The organism is Leisingera sp., assembly GCF_034669605.1.
Classification (GTDB): domain Bacteria; phylum Pseudomonadota; class Alphaproteobacteria; order Rhodobacterales; family Rhodobacteraceae; genus Leisingera.
In genome coordinates this window covers 1-16,584 of sequence record NZ_JAXMOX010000091.1, presented here as the reverse complement: position 1 = coordinate 16,584, position 16,584 = coordinate 1, and the positions used below count along the sequence as shown (strand labels likewise).

Annotated in this window: 18 protein-coding genes; 7 read left to right on the top strand and 11 right to left on the bottom strand. The window is 63.8% G+C overall.

Annotated features, from left to right (window positions below; translation table 11 throughout):
• From VOI29_RS12825 to VOI29_RS12815, 3 genes are all read left to right on the top strand, one after another.
• The coding region (locus VOI29_RS12825; RefSeq protein ID WP_323779303.1) for a hypothetical protein at positions 1-191 on the top strand (191 nt) is incomplete at its 5' end.
• A gap of 6 nt (positions 192-197) precedes the next feature.
• Entirely contained in the window at positions 198-1,601 is a 1,404-nt protein-coding gene (locus VOI29_RS12820; protein ID WP_323779301.1) for a surface lipoprotein assembly modifier, read from the top strand.
• Positions 1,602-1,671: 70 nt separating this feature from the next.
• A complete protein-coding gene (locus VOI29_RS12815; RefSeq protein WP_323779300.1) occupies positions 1,672-2,100 on the top strand; it encodes a VOC family protein in 429 nt (142 codons plus the stop codon).
• Positions 2,101-2,410: 310 nt separating this feature from the next.
• Here the strand turns inward: VOI29_RS12815 and VOI29_RS12810 are convergent, their stop codons facing one another.
• The 3 genes from VOI29_RS12810 to VOI29_RS12800 all read right to left on the bottom strand — a co-directional run bounded on the left by VOI29_RS12810 (position 2,411) and on the right by VOI29_RS12800 (position 3,666).
• Positions 2,411-2,908, bottom strand: coding sequence for a MarR family winged helix-turn-helix transcriptional regulator (locus VOI29_RS12810; protein WP_323779298.1), 498 nt, complete (start codon positions 2,906-2,908; stop codon positions 2,411-2,413).
• Between the two features lie 76 nt (positions 2,909-2,984).
• Entirely contained in the window at positions 2,985-3,242 is a 258-nt protein-coding gene (locus tag VOI29_RS12805; protein ID WP_323779305.1) for a succinate dehydrogenase assembly factor 2, read from the bottom strand.
• 7 nt (positions 3,243-3,249) lie between these two features.
• Positions 3,250-3,666 carry a helix-turn-helix transcriptional regulator gene (locus VOI29_RS12800; protein ID WP_323779296.1) on the bottom strand — a complete coding sequence of 139 codons (417 nt, stop codon included), beginning with the start codon at positions 3,664-3,666 and terminating at the stop codon, positions 3,250-3,252.
• A gap of 97 nt (positions 3,667-3,763) precedes the next feature.
• On the opposite strand from VOI29_RS12800, the gene VOI29_RS12795 reads away from it, so the two are divergent.
• Positions 3,764-4,966, top strand: coding sequence for a pyridoxal phosphate-dependent aminotransferase (locus VOI29_RS12795; RefSeq protein ID WP_323779294.1), 1,203 nt, complete (start codon positions 3,764-3,766; stop codon positions 4,964-4,966).
• A gap of 14 nt (positions 4,967-4,980) precedes the next feature.
• Positions 4,981-5,394 (top strand): hypothetical protein, encoded by a 414-nt coding sequence (locus tag VOI29_RS12790; protein ID WP_323779291.1) that lies wholly within the window; start codon positions 4,981-4,983, stop codon positions 5,392-5,394.
• Positions 5,395-5,415: 21 nt separating this feature from the next.
• Here VOI29_RS12790 and VOI29_RS12785 read toward each other — a convergent pair whose 3' ends face one another.
• The 4 genes from VOI29_RS12785 to VOI29_RS12770 all read right to left on the bottom strand — a co-directional run bounded on the left by VOI29_RS12785 (position 5,416) and on the right by VOI29_RS12770 (position 9,405).
• A complete protein-coding gene (locus tag VOI29_RS12785; protein ID WP_323779289.1) occupies positions 5,416-6,192 on the bottom strand; it encodes a hypothetical protein in 777 nt (258 codons plus the stop codon).
• Positions 6,193-6,376: 184 nt separating this feature from the next.
• The gene (locus VOI29_RS12780; RefSeq protein WP_323779287.1) at positions 6,377-7,360 is read right to left on the bottom strand and encodes an NAD(P)H-binding protein; all 984 of its coding nucleotides are present in this window, start codon (positions 7,358-7,360) and stop codon (positions 6,377-6,379) included.
• Between the two features lie 132 nt (positions 7,361-7,492).
• Complete coding sequence (locus VOI29_RS12775; RefSeq protein WP_323779286.1) at positions 7,493-7,936, bottom strand: nucleoside deaminase; 444 nt, start codon at positions 7,934-7,936, stop codon at positions 7,493-7,495.
• 86 nt (positions 7,937-8,022) lie between these two features.
• A complete protein-coding gene (locus VOI29_RS12770) occupies positions 8,023-9,405 on the bottom strand; it encodes an MATE family efflux transporter (protein ID WP_323779284.1) in 1,383 nt (460 codons plus the stop codon).
• Between the two features lie 121 nt (positions 9,406-9,526).
• Here VOI29_RS12770 and VOI29_RS12765 point away from each other — a divergent pair, with 121 nt between their 5' ends.
• Positions 9,527-10,177: a TIGR02453 family protein gene (locus tag VOI29_RS12765; RefSeq protein ID WP_323779282.1), complete on the top strand. Its 651-nt coding sequence runs from the start codon at positions 9,527-9,529 to the stop codon at positions 10,175-10,177.
• A gap of 4 nt (positions 10,178-10,181) precedes the next feature.
• Here VOI29_RS12765 and VOI29_RS12760 read toward each other — a convergent pair whose 3' ends face one another.
• The 3 genes from VOI29_RS12760 to VOI29_RS12750 all read right to left on the bottom strand — a co-directional run bounded on the left by VOI29_RS12760 (position 10,182) and on the right by VOI29_RS12750 (position 13,394).
• Positions 10,182-11,096, bottom strand: coding sequence for a hypothetical protein (locus tag VOI29_RS12760; protein ID WP_323779280.1), 915 nt, complete (start codon positions 11,094-11,096; stop codon positions 10,182-10,184).
• Between the two features lies 1 nt (position 11,097).
• Complete coding sequence (locus tag VOI29_RS12755) at positions 11,098-11,733, bottom strand: DUF1007 family protein (RefSeq protein ID WP_323779278.1); 636 nt, start codon at positions 11,731-11,733, stop codon at positions 11,098-11,100.
• A gap of 245 nt (positions 11,734-11,978) precedes the next feature.
• Positions 11,979-13,394, bottom strand: coding sequence for a pyridoxal phosphate-dependent decarboxylase family protein (locus tag VOI29_RS12750; RefSeq protein WP_323779276.1), 1,416 nt, complete (start codon positions 13,392-13,394; stop codon positions 11,979-11,981).
• Positions 13,395-13,629: 235 nt separating this feature from the next.
• On the opposite strand from VOI29_RS12750, the gene parE reads away from it, so the two are divergent.
• Complete coding sequence (gene parE / locus VOI29_RS12745; protein ID WP_323779274.1) at positions 13,630-15,588, top strand: DNA topoisomerase IV subunit B; 1,959 nt, start codon at positions 13,630-13,632, stop codon at positions 15,586-15,588.
• A 1-nt stretch (position 15,589) separates the two neighbouring features.
• On the opposite strand, the gene VOI29_RS12740 is transcribed toward parE, so the two are convergent.
• Positions 15,590-16,324, bottom strand: coding sequence for a hypothetical protein (locus VOI29_RS12740; RefSeq protein ID WP_323779272.1), 735 nt, complete (start codon positions 16,322-16,324; stop codon positions 15,590-15,592).
• Positions 16,325-16,584: the final 260 nt, after the last annotated feature.

Genomic DNA, 16,584 nt, shown 5'->3' with positions numbered 1-16,584 from the left:
GCACATTGAACAGCTACTATACCGACGCCAACGGCATCACTCAGGTCTATGAAAGCGGCAACTATTACGCCCTGGTATCCGGCGACAACGCCGAGGAAATCACCGGCATTGTTGTGGTGAAAAACACAATGGACCCGGCCGGCACCGAAGTGCGGGAAACCGGCGGTTTCATCGTTTACAACAACGAATGATCCCCGATGCCCGCCCCGCTTAAAGGCTGGCGCAGGGGCGTTCTGGCGGCATTGCTGATGGCAATGCCGCCGCTCGCGCTGGCGGCCCCCTCCGGCCAGGACACCGCAACCCCGGACCAGGTCCGCCAGGCTGCTGCAATTGCCCTGAAGCAGGGCCGGACCACGCAGGCCTATTCGTTTTCCGAGGCGCTTTTGCAGCGGGATCCGCAGGACCGTCTGGCCTTGCTGATCAAATCGCGCTCTGCCCGCTCCCTGGGAGAGTTCCGCGACGCCCGCCATTCAGCACGGCAAGCCTGGAAACTGGCCGAAAATGACGGCCAGAAGTATGCCGCCTCGATGGTGATGGCACAGGCGCTGTCCTCCGGCGGCCAAAAAACGCTGGCCAAATTCTGGCTGCGCCGCGCCGTCCAGCACGCCCCCAGCAAGCACTTGGAACGGCTCGCCATCCGCGACTTCCGCTACGTCCGCGCCGCCAGCCCCTGGCTGCACCTGTTCTCCTTTTCCGTTGCACCGGAATCCAATATCAACAACGGCTCTTCGGAACGGTCTTCCTTCCTGAACTACGAACTGACCGAAGTCCTCCTTGGCGGGCCCGCGGAATTCCAGCTCGGCGGCAGCCAGCGGGCGCTTTCCGGCATCGAATACTCCTTCAATTCGCGCTCCCGTTTCCGGTTCCGCGAAACCCCGACCCGCGCCCATGACCTGACAGTTGCCGTCGATCTGCGCACCTACACCCTGTCATCCGAAGCCAGGGCGCAGGCGCCCGACGCCAAGGGCAGCGATTTCACCTACGCCTCCTACGCGCTTGGCTACGCGCACAAAGGGCTGAATTTCAACCGCTTGGGCGAATACCGGCTGTCCGGCCAGGCCGGGCAAAGCTGGTACAGCGGCGACGAATACACCCGCTTTATCCGCCTGTCCGCCGGCCAAAGCTACAAGCTGGAGCGCCAGCGCCGGGTCAATGCCCGGCTGTCCACCGAACGGCAATTCGGCGTTATGACCAGCGATCAGGACATCTGGCGCGGCGACCTCTCCTACAGCTTCCGGCTCGGCTCCGGAGCAACCCTGTGGAGCGGCCTTACCCTGGCGCAGGCAAGCGCCAGCACCGCATCAGACGAATTTTCCGAGGCTGGACTCAGCACCCAGCTCACCCTTGCCAAACCGGTGTTCGGCGCCACGGTCCTGCTCGGCCTGTCCGCGCGCGACCGCGGCTATGACGTCTCCCGCCACAGTCCCGACGGGCGGCAGGACCGTAAATACAGTGCGGATATCTCTCTTCTTTTCAGGGGCATCGACTATTACGGCTTCAATCCGACCCTGCGCCTGTCCGCCTCCAAGAACGACAGCAACATCGGGTTGTATGAATCCCACCGCTTCGGAGTGAACTTCGGCATTCAATCGGCTTTCTGAACCCGGTTCCTCGACTTCCCGCAGCTGCACGCTAGGCTGCTGCGGACACCGATGCACAAAGGAATCACCGATGCCCCTCACATATCTTCACACTATGGTCCGGGTGAAAGATCTGGAACAATCGATGGCATTCTACGCCCTCCTCGGCCTTCAGGAGACCCGCCGCTGGGAGAATGAGCAGGGCCGGTTCACCCTGGTCTTCATGGCACCTCCGGGCCAGGAGGATACGCCGCTGGAACTGACCTACAACTGGGACGGCGATGATGCGCTGCCCGATGACAGCCGCCATTTCGGGCATCTCGCCTATGGTGTCGATGATATCTATGCCGCCTGCCAGCACCTGATGGACAATGGCGTCACCATCAACCGCCCGCCCCGCGACGGGCACATGGCCTTTGTCCGTTCCCCCGACAATGTCTCGATCGAATTGCTGCAGAACGGCGAATCGCTGGCCCCGGCGGAACCCTGGGCCAGCATGGAAAACACCGGCCATTGGTAAGGCAGCACCGCGCTCGGCAACGCGGATAACCCGGCGCAGCACCGCTTTGGTGCTGCCCGTTCCATCCGGCATCTGCCTCCGCGCACTGGCTTTCTGGCTTTCCGCAAGCCTCAAACCCGGCAACAAGGGCGGCCGCTTCTGCGACCTCTGCCATGGACCTTCATGCGGGTCCCGGCACTTTGCCCTTTGATACGTCCAGGGCACGGTTTCGCCTCATGCCCTGTCTGCACACCCTGTCTGCGGCCCGCCGGAATTGTCCCCGCACGACCCGGCCTGGTGCCCGCAGGGGTTACACACCCCGACCGGCGGCTCAGTAGATATAGCGGATCTGATCCGACCAGTAACGCTCCATCCGCTTCAGCGCAGTAGAGATGTCCTCGATCCCTGCGGATGAGATCACATCCCTCTCCTCCAGGCCCTCCGCATGGCGCGAGAACAGCGCCGCCACGATATCGCGGATTTCCCGGCCCCGCTGGGTCAGGCGGACGCGCACCGACCGGCGGTCGATCTCACAGCGCTGATGGTGCATATAGCCCATCTCGACCAGCTTCTTCAGGTTATAGCTGACATTGCTGCCCTGATAGTAGCCGCGGGTTTTCAGTTCCCCGGCGGTCACTTCATTATCGCCGATGTTGAACAGCAACAGCGCCTGGACCGCATTGATCTCCAGCACGCCGACGCGCTCAAACTCATCCTTGATGACGTCCAGCAGCAGACGGTGAAGGCGCTCAAGCAGACCCAGCGCCTCCAGATAGCCAGTCATGAACCCTTTGCGGTCAGTCTGGCCGATTGGCAATTCCATACTCATTCGCATCTCCGACTCGAATTTGCTCTTGAGACAATATGCCAACAATTCCCCAAAAATCAGTTAAGCTGGGATTTTATTATTTTTGGTACGTTTGCGCTATATCGGCCACCAGGGCGCAGAACCGCTCCTGCGGTGCCGCCTGGCCGGTGACCCATTGGTACAAATCCTGATCGTTCTCGAGCAGCAGCTGGTCATAAAGATCCAGCTGCGCCTCGTTCATCTGCTCAAGATTCGCGGCCGCAAAGGCCGACAGCAGGATATCCATTTCCTTGATACCCCGGCGCATCGAGCGCATCTGCAGCCGCTTCAGACGGATGGCACGGTCTTCCTGCATGCCGGTCTCAGGCAGCTTCCGTTGTCTGGCTGTCATTGACCTGCAGCAGCGTCCGCAGTTTTTTCTCCAAACGCGCCGCGCGTTCCGCATTCTGGCGCATTTCGCTGCGCAGGTCGCGCAGTTCGCTCAGAACACTTGCAAAATCACCGGCTTCCAGCTCCAGCGGCGCCGGTTCCGACATGCCTTCGCCTTCACCGGTCAGCAGCCACGACATCGAGACGTTCAACACGCCAGCCAGCATGGTCAGCTTGTTGGCACGCGGTTCCGCCAGATCCCGCTCCCAAGCGCTGAGAGTGGATTTCTTGATGCCAAGCCGGCGCGCGAGCTGGCCCTGGGTCATCCCGGCGGCTTCCCGTGCGGCCGCTACGCGGTCGCCAAATGTTGCTGCATCCGGACCGTACCAGTCTGTGCTCTGCTCAGTCATTGCCAGTTCTCCTAAATCCAGTTTCAACGCGGCTTGATCGCCATCTAGCCGCACCCTATGACAGTTCTGCGAAACATACAAACCAAGGCCACAGCCCATGTCTTTCCTGTCCGAGACCTTATCCCGCGTCAAACCGTCACCGACCATCGCGATGACCGCAAAAGCCGCCGGGCTGCGGGCCGCGGGACGCGACGTCATCGGCCTCAGCGCCGGTGAGCCGGACTTTGACACGCCGCAGAACATCAAGGACGCGGCCGTCGCCGCCATTGCCGCGGGCAAGACCAAATACACCGCCCCCGACGGCATCCCCGAGCTGAAACAGGCGGTCTGCGCCAAGATGAAGCGCGACCACGGCCTGGACTACACGCCCGCTCAGGTGTCGGTCGGCACCGGCGGCAAGCAGACGCTGTACAATGCGCTGATGGCAACGCTGAACGAAGGCGACGAGGTGGTGATCCCCGCGCCCTATTGGGTCAGCTACCCGGACATGGTGCTGCTGGCCGGCGGCACGCCGGTGATCGCCGAGACCTCGATTCGGTCCAATTTCAAGCTGACCGCCGATCAGCTGGAGGCCGCGATCACCCCGAAAACCAAATGGTTCATTTTCAACTCGCCCTCCAATCCCACCGGTGCGGGCTACAGCCGGGCGGAGCTGAAGGCGCTGACCGAGGTGCTGATGCGCCACCCGCATGTCTGGGTGATGACCGATGATATGTATGAGCACCTCGCCTATGACGGGTTTGAATTCTGCACCCCCGCCCAGGTCGAACCGGCGCTTTATGACCGCACCCTGACCTGCAACGGTGTGTCCAAGGCCTATGCAATGACCGGCTGGCGCATCGGCTATGCGGCCGGCCCGGAACCGCTGATCGCCGCCATGCGCAAGGTGCAGTCGCAATCCACCTCCAACCCCTGCTCGGTCAGCCAATGGGCCGCGGTTGAGGCGCTGAACGGCACGCAGGATTTTCTGGCACCGAACAACGAGATGTTCGTCCGCCGCCGCGATCTGGTGGTGTCGATGCTGAACGAGATTGACGGCATCTCCTGCCCCGTGCCGGAGGGAGCCTTCTACGTCTACCCCTCCATCGCCGGGCTGATCGGCAAGACCACGCCGGCAGGCAAGGTGATCGAAACGGACGAGGATTTTGCCACCGCGCTTCTGGAAGAGGCGGATGTTGCCGTGGTGTTCGGCGCGGCCTTTGGCCTGTCGCCAAACTTCCGCGTCAGCTACGCTACCTCCGACGCAGCACTGGAGACGGCCTGCAGCCGTATCCAGACCTTCTGTGCCGCGCTGACCTGACCGGAGAACAAGACATGAGCGCCGACCTGCCGGACTACTATTTCCGCGTCCGTGAAAACGGCGCTTTTGTCTTTCGCGTCGATACCGAGAACCGCCAGCGGCGGATTGAAATGGACCAGATCGCCGTTGTGAACATCCGCAACGGCGAGATCAAACCGCATGGCCAGCGCGCGCTGTCAGACCAGGACATCGCCGAGATCAAGTCCTGGATGGAGGCCCGCGCCGCCACCCTCGCGGCCCGCGATACCGACGACATCCACCGCGCCATCGACCACCTGAACCACACCGCCCATTGGGCCAACAGCCGGGCCACCGACGCGCAGCTGGAGGACGTCACCGACGCGCTTTTGCTGGCCATGCATGACCTGCGCAGCGTGCTGGTCCGCAAAAAGGCCGACCGGCTGATGAAAGACCGCGGCGCGGAGTGACCTCCGTCCCGTCCGGGCGCTTCAGCCGCAGACCGGTGTCCGAACCGAATAAGACCGGAACCGGGTCTCCGCCCGCTCCGGGACCGGGCCATGCCCCGCCACCTGGCGCCGGGGCAGCAGCGGGCTGCCCAGCACAAACCATCTGCGCTGCCACAATTGTTCCGCCGTGCCGGCCTCAGGCCCCCTCAGCCCCAGCCGCCACCGCAGATGCAGGCTCCATCTTTGCTGCGGATCACCGCCCAGGCGGAACAGGTGCCGGCTGTCCGGCAGCGGACGGGGCACCGGCGCCGGCTCGTCCAGACTGGCGACCTGGCAGATGTATTGTTCCTTGACCGCCGCCTGCAAAAAGGCGCCGCCCCGCGTCAGGGTGATCTTGTGCCCGCCCTTGATCCCTGCCCCGCGGATGGCAAATTCCAGCACCTCCGGCAGCTTGAAGACCCGCGTGTCCGGACCAAAAAGCCGCCCCTCGCCCTGCCAGCCTGTTCCGCTGGCAAAATGCAGCACATAGCGGCCCGGCGGCACCAGAACCTTGAAGAACGCACCGCCCTTGAAATAGGCCGCCAGCGCTTCTTCTCCGCTGTCTTCACGGCTCAGCACCAGGAAATAATCCGCGCCGGGCGGGCTTTTCACCTGCAGCGGGAAAACAGCCGGCAACCCGGTCCGGTTCCACATCAGCCCGCTCCGCGGCCGGTCGCCCTCGGCGGCGGCGCCCGCCGCCAAGGCGAACAATGCCAGGCAGGCCAGCAAGGCGCCCCTCAGAGACGCCGGAAAAACAGAACAGGTAACGGAGCGTGCCATTGCAGGGTCCTCCTTGCCGCCGCCGGCGGTGATCCGGCCCAGCATATCACAGCGCGGCAGCGGATGCAGGAATGGGCGGCACCGGCGCCGCCGTTTATCCCCCGCGCAGGACGGGCAAAGGGCTTCGCGCTGCCAGCGCGAAGCCCCCTTTTCTTACCGGCTGCTTCTTACCGGCTGCTGCGGCTCAGGACGCCGGGACTGCCGCTGCATCCTTCATCGCATCGACGCCTTTCTTCCACAGATTTCCCTGCCACAGCTCCTCCAGCCCGGTTTCGCCGCTGGCGCCCCTGGTGGTCAGGTAATCATAATAGGAGGTCGGCTTGTGCCCGGTGATGTTATAGAAATCCGGGCTGCAGCGGGTGTAGAAACCATTGGTCAGATATTCAAAGAACCCGGCGCGGGTGCTGCCGAAATCCGCCTCGAACTGCTCCATGGATTGCGGGCGGTACTTGATCTCCCGGCCCATGGCGCGGCCCAGATCGGCCGCAATCTCCGCCATCGACTGCGGCGCCGGGCCGGTGATGTCATAGAACTTGTTGCCATGCCGCTCCGGGCCTTCTGCCAGCACCACCGCGGCCGCCTCGGCGATGTCACGGGTGGCCACGAAAGAATTGCGCATACCGCCCAGCGGGTTCGAGAACCAGCCTTCGTTTTCAATGGTTTCGCAGTCGGTCTTCAACAGGTGATTCATAAAGAAGTTGTTGCGCAGCGCGGTCACGTTCAGGCCTTCGTCGATCAGCGCCTTTTCGCCCCACCAATAGTGCTGCAGCATCAGCGGAATCGCCGCGCCGGGGCGCGAGGCATGGGTATCCGCGTCATAAGACGCGGTGTTGGTATCGGCGCCCATGCAGCTGACGCGCACCACATGTTTGATCTGATCCTTCCGGCCGCCCAGCGCCTTGGCAAAGGCCAGATGCCCCTCCAGCATCGGATCCAGCGAGGCGGAATAAACCGCCGAAACCCCCTCCAGCGCCGCCTCCCAGGTGGCCGGTTCCGACAGGTCGAACTTCACCGCCTCATCGGCGCCCAGCGCGGTCAGCTGGTCTGCCTTGGCCGCGCTGAAATAGCAGGCGCGCACGGTGAAACCGCCTGCCGCGGCCAAACGTGCGACCAGCTCGCGGCCGATGCGGCCGGTGGCCGAGGTGATCAGAACAACGGGTTTGGACATGGGAAAGCCTCCTGATGCCGCGCAGCGCGCGCATGCATTGCAAATCTGCGCAGACCCTACAGCGAAAGCCCGGCGCGAAATCTTCGAAACCCGACGCGAAATGCCAATATTTCGTCAGCCCTCAGGCCGCCGTCACTCGGCAATGTCTTCCGCCCACAGCGCAGGCTTTTCCCGGATGAACCGCGCCATCAGCGCAATGCAGTCCGGATCGTCGGCGATTACCACTTCAACGCCCCTTGAGCGCAGGAATTCCTCATTGCCGCCAAAATTTCTGGTATCCCCGATCACCACCCGCGGAATGCCGAACTGCACAATGGTGCCGCTGCACATCATGCAGGGCGACAACGAGGTATAAAGCACCGTATCGCGATAGGATTTCTGCCGCCCCGCCTTGCGCAGCGCGTCCATTTCCCCGTGGGCAACCGGATCGCCCTTCTGCACCCGCTGATTGCGCCCCTGGGCCACCACCCGGCCGCCGCGCGCCAGCACCGCGCCGATCGGGCAGCCGCCCTCGTCAAAACCCGCCCTGGCTTCCTCGTAGGCAACGCGCAGCAGGCGTGTATCGTCATCGGTCATCATCGGGAACGGCCTCTTTTCTGACTGCAGGCAAAGCTGTTCAGCAAGCCTGCCCAGACACCTGCAGCTGGTCAACCCCGCCCGGCTCAGACAGCCGGGGCGCCTGCCAGCTTGATCGACTTGATCCAGAACCGCGCCATCAGGCACACGCCCGCGGTAGAGAGCCCGGCAATCAGCCCCGCCCAGACGCCAACACCGCCCCAATCCAGCACAAAGCCAAAGACATAAGACGCCGGCATCCCGATGGCCCAATAGCTGAGCACCGCAATCACCATCGGCACGGCTGTATCCTGCACCCCGCGCAGCAGTCCCAGCGCAACCGCCTGCATCCCATCCATCATTTGAAACAGCGCCGCCGCCGCCAAGAGCCCGGTACCGATCAGCAGGATTTCCGTTTTCTGCGGATCCGCAGGGTCGAGAAACAGCGACATCAGCGGTTCGGGGATTGCCAGGACCAGGGTGACCCCGACCACTGAAAACGCCAGTGACATCACTGTCACGACCTTGCCGCCGCGCGCCATGTGATCCCGGTCGCCGCGCCCGTATGCATTGCCCGCACGGATCGTGGCCGCATTGGACAGACCCAGATGCACCATGAACGTCAGCCCCGCCAGCGAGATCGCAATCCCATGCGCGGCCAGCGGCACCGTGCCCAGCCACCCCATCATCATCGCCGAGGCCGCAAACAGGCTGGCTTCAGCCAGGGTGGTCAGTCCGATCGGCGCCCCCAAGCGAAGCACCTGCCCCAGCATCTCCCAGTCGGGGCGCTGGAAGTTCTTCAGCAGCTCATGTTCCGGCAGCACCTTCAGCGCATAGGCCAGCACCAGCGCAAAAGACACCCCGTTGGTCACCAGCGACGCAATCGCCGCCCCGGTGATGCCCAGCTCCGGCGCGCCCCAGTTGCCAAAAATCAGCGCATAATTCACCAGCGCGTTCAGCACGGCCCCGAACACCGACAGCCACAGCACGATCTGGGTCCGCTCCAGCGCCGCCAGATACGATTTGGCCACCATATACAACAGGGCCGGAAAGATCGCCCAGCCGGCAATCCGCAGGTACTCTGCCGCCGCATGCGCAATGTCGGCCTTCTGCCCCAGCATCAGCAGGATCGCTTCCGACCACCACAGCAAGGGCATCGCCAGCGCCCCGTACAGCAGCGACAGCCACAACCCCATCCGGGTGCTGCGCCGGATCTGCCGCTCCTCCCCGGCACCCGCCGCGGCAGCCACCATCGGCATCACCGCAAAGGCAAAGCCGGACCCCAGCAGGAAGATCGAAAAGAAATAGGTCGACCCAAGCGTCACCGCCGCCAGTTCCTCCACCCCGTAGCGGCCCAGCATCACGGTATCGGTCAGGCCGATTGCAAACTGCGCCACATGGCCGCCGACCAGCGGCAGCCCAAGAACGGCTATCGCCCTTGCATGGCCGCGCAGCGGCATCCCGGTGTGTTTTCTCGCCAAGGTGTTCATGCGGCCAGCCTTAGACTTGGGCGCGCGCTCCCGCAAGAGCGGAGTTCCCTTGCCCTTGCGCAGACCTATGGTGATAATCCCGCAGGCGGATTTCCCGCCCGCGCCCCAGGAGCCTCTTGCGATGACCAACGCCCTTCCGCCGCTGTTCCCCGATGCCCGTGACTTTCTGGCAGCGCTTGCGCAGAACAACAGCCGGGACTGGTTCACGGCGCATAAGGACAGGTATGACGCCGCGGTGAAATTCCCCGCGCTGCGGCTGCTCGACGAGATCTCCGAAGCCATCGCCCGGCGCAGCGGCGCCCCGGTCACAGGCAAATTGTTCCGCCCCCAGCGCGACGTGCGGTTTTCCAAGGACAAGACGCCCTACAACACCCATCTGCACCTGATGTGGACGTTGAACAGCAGCGGCTGCGCGCTGTTCTTCGGGCTGGCCCCCGGCTACTGCACCGCAGGCGGCGGCATCATGGGCTTCAGCAAGCCGCAGCTGCCGCGCTGGCGTGCGGCCGTCGACGGCGCCTATGGCGACGAAATCGCAGCGCTGGTGGACATCCTTGCGCTCAAAGGCTTCACCGCCAAAAACCCCGAGTTGAAACGCGTGCCCGCCCCCTATCGCAAGGCCCACCCGCACGGCCACCTGCTGCAGCGCAAGTCGCTGACCTTCTGGCACGAGATGAGCGCGCGGGAACAGGCCGCGCCGATGCCGGCCCTGATGTCGGCTTACCTCATCCTGGAGCCGGTGTTCGCCCTGCTGGACAGCGCCCTGACCGCGTGATCTTTCAAAGCGCCCGCAGCATGATCTGGCCCGCCAGCACCGCCACTACAGCGCCTGCGGCGATCTCCAGCACCGCCGCGGCCCGCAGCGCGCCTGTCCCTTGCAGCTGAACCAGCGCCCCCTTGCGCAGGGTGACCGCCGCCGCCGCCACCGCCACGGTCACCGATGCAGTGCCAAGCCCCATGGCAAAGGCGCCGGCAACACCGGCCCACAGCACCCCCATGCGCCAGGTCAGGAGCAGCAGAAACACCGCCCCCGTGCAGGGCCGCAGCGCCACCGCGCCGATGATCGCCAGCGCATCGCGCAGCGAATGGACATTGGCCGCCTCCTCCGCCGTCGGCCCGTGGCGGTGGCCGCAGGAGGCGCAGACCTCCCCGTGCGCATCTCCATGATGAGCGCGGCGGTTCTCCTTCGCCGCCGCAGTCCGGCTCGCCAGCAGCCGCCGCACGCCCCGCAGCAGCAGCCACAGCCCGACCAGCGCAATCAGCCCATAGGACACCGGCGCCAGCACATCCTCGGCCGCAGTGGTCAGCTGCTCGCGGCCCCAGTCCAGCAGCAGCAGCCCGCCCGCCACCAGCAGCACCGCGGTGGCCGCCTGCGCCAGCGAAGACGCCACAGCCAGCCCGGCCAGCCGGGCCAGCGGCACCGTCTTGCCGATGCCGTAACCGCCGATCACCAGCTTGCCATGCCCCGGCCCGGCGGCATGAAAAAACCCGTAGGCAAAACACAAGGCCAGCAGCGCCAGCAGCGCCCCGGGCTCACCGGCCCGTAACGCCCGCAGCCCCCGCGCCAGCGCATTCTGCGCCTCGCGCTGGCCTTCGCCCGCCCAGGCCGCAACAGCGCCGGCGCCGCCGAACCCCCACAGCCAGACGGCGGAAACCGCAACAGCCAGCGCAGAAACTGCCAGAAAAACCCGCACCTTACGCCCCGCAGCTCAACTGCACAGTGTCGGCAAAGGCTTCGCCGACCTCCGGATACACCGCCTCCGCCTGATCCGCCGGCATCGCATAGAGCAGCTCTTCAACCTTGGTATAGGCCGCGTCCAGATCCGGCGGCGTGACACGCCCCTGGCAGCCGCCCGAAACCGCCAGCCCGCCAGTCAGGGTATAGGCCGTGTAATAGGTCGGATCATAGGCCTTGATCACCACCCCATGCGCTGCCTGCGGCTGCACCAGAACGCGCCGGTGGCGGGTGGTGATACGCCCCTCTGAAACCTCGGTGGACAAATGCTCCGGCGCCCCCAACGCCAGCGCAGCACCGTCATGGGTGAGATAGGTGTCGCCCTGAAACCCCTCGGTCCACGCCATGTCAAACCCCTGCAGCCCGGCCAGCTCCGCCGCGGTCAGCGCGCCGTCATAATCGCTGTCCAGCCCCCGGTCCTCGAAAATCAGCAGTGAATAGAACTCATCATAGGCCCAGGTGATTTCCACCGCCTGCAACTGCCCGCTATCGGAAACGATCACCTTCAGCGCGGTATCGACAAAAATATGCGGATGCGACCCGGCATCCTGCGGGGCCAGCAGCGCAGCGGCAAGCAAAGGAACCAAATATTTCATGGTTCCAGCTTTACGCCCCAATCCGCAGCCCCGCAACTGCCGGGCCCGGAACCGGCAGGCTTCAGCCCGGCAGCTTCGTTCTGGTGGAAAATACTCCGGGATGAGGCCGCAAGACCGAGGGGCAGCGCCCCTTGCCTTTCCCCTGCCGCCGGGATCTTTCGGCGATCGCACCCGCCCCAAGCAAAAATGAAACCGGACGCCGCAGATCGGCTGCCCTTGCAAGCGATCTGGCGCCTCTCAACGCCTCACACCGCCGCCTCCCGCGCCACCGCGGCAACCGCCGCTGCCACATCCGCCTCGCGGCTGCGGTGGTTGGTGATCGCGGCGCGCAGCATCACCCGGCCCTGCGAACGGGTGGTGGAGAACACCGCCTCGCCGCTTTCCTGCAGGGTCTGGGCAATCCGCGCATTCACCTCCGACTGCATTTCAGGCTCCAGATCGCTGCGGGCGGTGAACACGCAGACATTCGACACCACCGGCGCCCCCAGCGCCATCTTCGGCTGCGCCTCAATCTGCGCCGCCATATATGCCGCCAGCGCGCAATTGCCGGTGATCGCCTCGGAAAACGCCGCCTCGCCATAGGTCTCCAGCGCGGTCCAGATCTTCAGCGCCCGGTTGCCGCGGCTCAGATCAATGCCGTAATCGCAGAACCACGGCTCGCCGCCCGCCAGCCCGCGCTCGGCCCCTTCCAGATACGACGGCCGCGCCGAAAACGCCGCCCGGTGCTCCTCCTCATTGCGCAGCAGCGCCATGCCGCAGTCATAGCCCACATACATCCACTTGTGGAAATCCAGCGCGATGCTGTCGGCCCGTCCGATCCCGTCGGACAAGGACCGCCACGGCTCCGCCGCGATCCGCGTCCAGGCGCCAAACGCCCCGTCCACATGCAGCCACAGCCCCAGACCGGACGCCGCATCCGCCAGCGCATTCAGATCATCATAGAGCCCCAGATCCACCGACCCGGCGGTGCCCACCACCAAAAAGGGCAGCGCCCCTGCGGCCTTGTCCTCTGCCACCATTCGGGCCAAAGCCGCACAGTCGATCTGCCCAGCCTGCAAGGGCACCATGCGCAGATTGTCCGAACCGATGCCCAGCAGTTCCACCGCCTTCAGCGTCGCATTGTGAACGCCCTCGCCGGCATAGGCGGTCAGCCGCACACCGCCCTGGCCACACTTGCGCAGATCCTTCATCACCCGCAGCCGCGCCGCCTGAAAACCGATCACGGTGGCCTGCGAGGTGCCCGTGACCAGCAGCCCGCTTGCGCCTTCGGGCATCCCCATCTTGCGGCGCGTCCAATCCACCACCGCGCGTTCCATGTAGTTCGCACCGTGGTCGCGCCCGCCCATATTGGCATTCACTGCCGCCGCCGCGACCGAAGCGATCAGGTCCGTTGCCAACCCTGACCCCTGCACCCAGCCCCAGAACCGCGGATGGGTGTTGCCGCCATGATAGGGCAGCACATCGCGGATGATCCGGTCCACCGCCGCCCGCGGCCCCTGCGCCTGCGCCGTCACCGCATAGCGCCCATCGATGTCCTCAGGCACCGGCTGCCAGGGGTGCTCCGCGGCCTGTTGCATCTGATCCAGAGCCGCCTCCAGCATCCGCTGCGCCTCCTCCCGGAACGCCGCCCAGTCCTGCGTCTTGATCCCCTTTTCAGCCACCCGCGCGCCCTCCTCATGCCGTCCGCTGGCCGGGGTTTAGCCCGCAGGCCCCGTCCCTGCACGGGAAATATCGACGCAGCCGGTAAACCGGAACGTTTCTTCGATAGTCTGAAAACTTTGCTTCTCCGGCCGCCCCGGGTGCCTTATCCACAGCCCCTTGCGTGCCTCTTCCACCCGGCCACGACACCTGCCATAATGGCTGCCAATCAACACCAAGGAAGAGCAGTTCCCGCACATGGCCGACGACCTCCTCAGCACGCCTGCAGCCGACACCTATGACGCCTCCTCAATCGAGGTTCTGGAAGGGCTCGAACCGGTCCGCCAGCGCCCCGGCATGTACATCGGCGGCACCGATGAGCGCGCGCTGCACCATATGGTCGCCGAAATCCTCGACAACTCGATGGACGAGGCCGTCGCGGGCCATGCCAACCGCATCGAGGTCACCTTGAACGCGGATTATTCCGTCACCATCACCGACAACGGCCGCGGCATCCCGATCGATCCGCACCCCAAATTCCCGGACAAATCCGCGCTTGAGGTGATCCTCTGCACCCTGCACGCGGGCGGCAAATTCTCCGGCAAGGCCTATCAGACCTCCGGCGGGCTGCACGGCGTCGGCTCCTCGGTGGTGAACGCGCTGTCGGATTCGCTGGTGGTGCAGGTCGCCAAGAACAAGGAATTGTTCGAACAGCGCTTCTCGCGCGGGCTGCCGCTGGGGCCGGTGGAAAAAATCGGCGCCGCCCCCAACAAGCGCGGCACCTTCGTGACCTTCCACGCGGATGAGGAAATCTTCGGCTCGCACCGCTTCAAGCCCGCGCGCCTGTTCAAACTGGTGCGCTCCAAGGCCTATCTGTTCTCCGGCGTCGAAATCCGCTGGAAGACCCTGATCGACGACGGCGAGACCCCGGCCGAGGCCACCTTCCACTTCCCCGGCGGCCTCAAGGACTACCTGACCGAGGTGCTGGGCAAATCCTCCGTCTATGCCGACGCGCCCTTTGCCGGCAAGGTCGAGTTCCGCGAGAAATTCAACGCCCCCGGCTATGTCGAATGGGCGATCAACTGGACCCCGTCGCGCGACGGCTTCACCCAGTCCTATTGCAACACCGTCCCCACCCCCGAGGGCGGCACCCATGTGGCCGGCTTCTGGGCCGCGATCCTCAAGGGCATCAAGGCCTACGGCGAGCTGGCCGGCAACAAGAAGGCCGGCAATATCACCCGCGACGACCTGATGGCGGGCGGCTGCGCGCTGGTCTCCTGCTTCATCGCCGACCCCGCATTCGTCGGCCAGACCAAGGACCGCCTCTCAACCGAAGCGGCCTCCAAAATGGTGGAAAACTCGGTCCGCGACCATTTCGACAACTGGCTTGCCGCCGACACCAAATCGGCCGGCGCCATCCTCGATTTCCTGGTCCTGCGCGCCGAGGAACGGCTGCGCCGCAAGCAGGAGAAAGAGACCCAGCGCAAATCCGCCACCAAGAAGCTGCGGCTGCCGGGCAAGCTCACCGACTGCACCTCGAAAGACCGCTCCGGCACCGAATTGTTCATTGTCGAGGGCGACTCGGCCGGCGGCTCCGGCAAGGGCGCGCGCAACCGGGTCAATCAGGCGCTGCTGCCCTTGAAGGGCAAGATCCTGAACGTGCTGGGCGCGGCTTCCAACAAGATCAGCACCAACGCCGAAATCCGCGATCTGTGCGAGGCGCTTGGCGTCGGCACCGGCACCAAGTTCAACCTTGACGATCTGCGTTATGACAAGATCATCATCATGACCGATGCGGACGTCGACGGCGCCCATATCGCTTCGCTGCTGATGACCTTCTTCTTCACCCAGATGCGGCCCCTGATCGACGGCGGCCACCTCTACCTCGCCTGCCCGCCGCTGTTCCGCCTGACCCAGGGCGCCCGCCGCGTCTACTGCCTGGACGAGGGCGAACGCGACGCCTGGCTGGAAAAGGGCCTGGGCGGCAAGGGCAAGATCGACGTCTCCCGCTTCAAGGGTCTTGGCGAAATGGACGCCAAGGACCTGAAAGAGACCACGATGGACCCCGCCACCCGCAAGCTGATCCGAGTCACCATCGACGAGGACGAACCCGGCGAGACCGGCGAGCTGGTCGAACAGCTGATGGGCAAGAAACCCGAGCTGCGCTACCAGTATATCCAGGAGAACGCGAAGTTCGTGGAGGAGCTGGATGTTTAGTTCAATTTTCCCCGTATATCCATCCAGGCAGGTCGATGCTCGAGTCCAATTCGTCAACTTTCTTCCAGTCACACTTCTTTTGTGCCGCCTTAATGGCAGCTAAATGCTGCGACCACTTAAGGTTTCCTAGGTATAAGCTTCTCAAGAAAGACATGTGATTATCCAACGGGCCACAAAAGTCATCATAAATTACTGTCGTATTCCTGAGATTATGGTCGATAAAACTTATCGCATCACGAATAGCCTCTAGCGCCACATCCACTTTCGTGGGTGTTCCAGCGTCTACAGGCCTCTCTTTAGTGGCAACCCACAAGTCGGCGTGCGCTATCATCTTGTTACGTGCATCTCTGGCAAATTCTGCTTTGTCTTTAGCCTGCGAGCACAACTCCTCGTATTCAGTTTGAAGTTCGGGTGGCAATTCGGACTTCAACTGCAACAAAGAAAGGTTCGGTTTGGCCCCTACTCCTCTTCCCGTTTCGGCCGGATCTGTCACGCGGCTAATTCCCAGAACGACAGATTCATACAGTGTTTTGCTCAGAAAAAATGAGACCAAACCTGAAGCTTTATTCAATTCACCAACCCGCTCACTTCCGGAGCAAAAAAGTTCTTTGTAAAGCTTCCATTCAAGATGTAAATTTGTGACGGCGTTGCTAAGCCAATATAGCTTCGAACCAAGTTCCTCTCCCAAACATTCGACGTAATTCGCCTGCACTTCCTCTGCGCTATGGGTGGTCATCCAATTCTCCAACTGTCTTTGTCGCCACGCTGCCAATTTATCACTCGCACCACAAGGTCAAGCGCGGGCCGTGCCGCTGCACGCCACGTCCCAGGAGAAATCCTGCCAACGCCGCTCTTTGACTTGCACGGTTAGGTGCGAGGGGCTCCGCCCGTCCGAACCTCAAACGCTCCCCCGGAGCGTTTGCCGCTGCGCGGACCAGTTCGAACTCCCGGGGGGAAGTCAGGCGCGGGGTGTGCGGCTGACGCCGCACGCCCCAA

What these genes read in the sequence shown, in the direction of transcription:
- VOI29_RS12740 (WP_323779272.1), bottom strand. Translation starts at nt 16,324, where the DNA reads ATGACCACCCATAGCGCAGAGGAAGTGCAGGCGAATTACGTCGAATGT.
- VOI29_RS12770 (WP_323779284.1), bottom strand. Translation starts at nt 9,405, where the DNA reads ATGAACACCTTGGCGAGAAAACACACCGGGATGCCGCTGCGCGGCCAT.
- VOI29_RS12785 (WP_323779289.1), bottom strand. Translation starts at nt 6,192, where the DNA reads ATGGCACGCTCCGTTACCTGTTCTGTTTTTCCGGCGTCTCTGAGGGGC.
- VOI29_RS12780 (WP_323779287.1), bottom strand. Translation starts at nt 7,360, where the DNA reads ATGTCCAAACCCGTTGTTCTGATCACCTCGGCCACCGGCCGCATCGGC.
- VOI29_RS12755 (WP_323779278.1), bottom strand. Translation starts at nt 11,733, where the DNA reads ATGAAATATTTGGTTCCTTTGCTTGCCGCTGCGCTGCTGGCCCCGCAG.
- VOI29_RS12820 (WP_323779301.1), top strand. Translation starts at nt 198, where the DNA reads ATGCCCGCCCCGCTTAAAGGCTGGCGCAGGGGCGTTCTGGCGGCATTG.
- VOI29_RS12795 (WP_323779294.1), top strand. Translation starts at nt 3,764, where the DNA reads ATGTCTTTCCTGTCCGAGACCTTATCCCGCGTCAAACCGTCACCGACC.
- VOI29_RS12805 (WP_323779305.1), bottom strand. Translation starts at nt 3,242, where the DNA reads ATGCAGGAAGACCGTGCCATCCGTCTGAAGCGGCTGCAGATGCGCTCG.
- VOI29_RS12765 (WP_323779282.1), top strand. Translation starts at nt 9,527, where the DNA reads ATGACCAACGCCCTTCCGCCGCTGTTCCCCGATGCCCGTGACTTTCTG.
- VOI29_RS12790 (WP_323779291.1), top strand. Translation starts at nt 4,981, where the DNA reads ATGAGCGCCGACCTGCCGGACTACTATTTCCGCGTCCGTGAAAACGGC.
- VOI29_RS12815 (WP_323779300.1), top strand. Translation starts at nt 1,672, where the DNA reads ATGCCCCTCACATATCTTCACACTATGGTCCGGGTGAAAGATCTGGAA.
- parE (WP_323779274.1), top strand. Translation starts at nt 13,630, where the DNA reads ATGGCCGACGACCTCCTCAGCACGCCTGCAGCCGACACCTATGACGCC.
- VOI29_RS12810 (WP_323779298.1), bottom strand. Translation starts at nt 2,908, where the DNA reads ATGAGTATGGAATTGCCAATCGGCCAGACTGACCGCAAAGGGTTCATG.
- VOI29_RS12800 (WP_323779296.1), bottom strand. Translation starts at nt 3,666, where the DNA reads ATGACTGAGCAGAGCACAGACTGGTACGGTCCGGATGCAGCAACATTT.
- VOI29_RS12775 (WP_323779286.1), bottom strand. Translation starts at nt 7,936, where the DNA reads ATGACCGATGACGATACACGCCTGCTGCGCGTTGCCTACGAGGAAGCC.